Raw genomic sequence first — 271 nt, forward strand, 5'->3', positions numbered from 1 at the left:
GCTCAATGCCAACGGCACCTACACCTACACCCTCAACCCGAACGACGGTGACTTCAAGGCACTGACCGGGGGCGGGGTGGGCAGCGAAGTGTTCACCTACACCCTGACGGATGCGGACGGAGACGTGAGCACGGCGACCCTGACCCTGACCATCAAGAACGACGATGACGGGGTGACCATCACCAACCTGACGCCCAAGGGCGAGGGCGGGGATGCGAAGGTGTACGAAGACGACCTGCTGGCGACCCGCGGCGCGAACGAATCGGCGGGG

The 271-nt window shown here is 64.9% G+C and carries 1 protein-coding gene; it reads left to right on the top strand.

All coding sequences use genetic code 11. From position 1 onward, the window contains the following. Window positions 1-271 (top strand): Ig-like domain-containing protein (locus AACR77_RS12845; RefSeq protein ID WP_042881995.1); only part of this gene is annotated, 271 nt, incomplete at both ends.

The sequence above is a fragment of the Aeromonas sp. ZOR0002 genome, assembly GCF_963866995.1.
In the GTDB taxonomy this organism is placed as follows: domain Bacteria; phylum Pseudomonadota; class Gammaproteobacteria; order Enterobacterales; family Aeromonadaceae; genus Aeromonas; species Aeromonas caviae.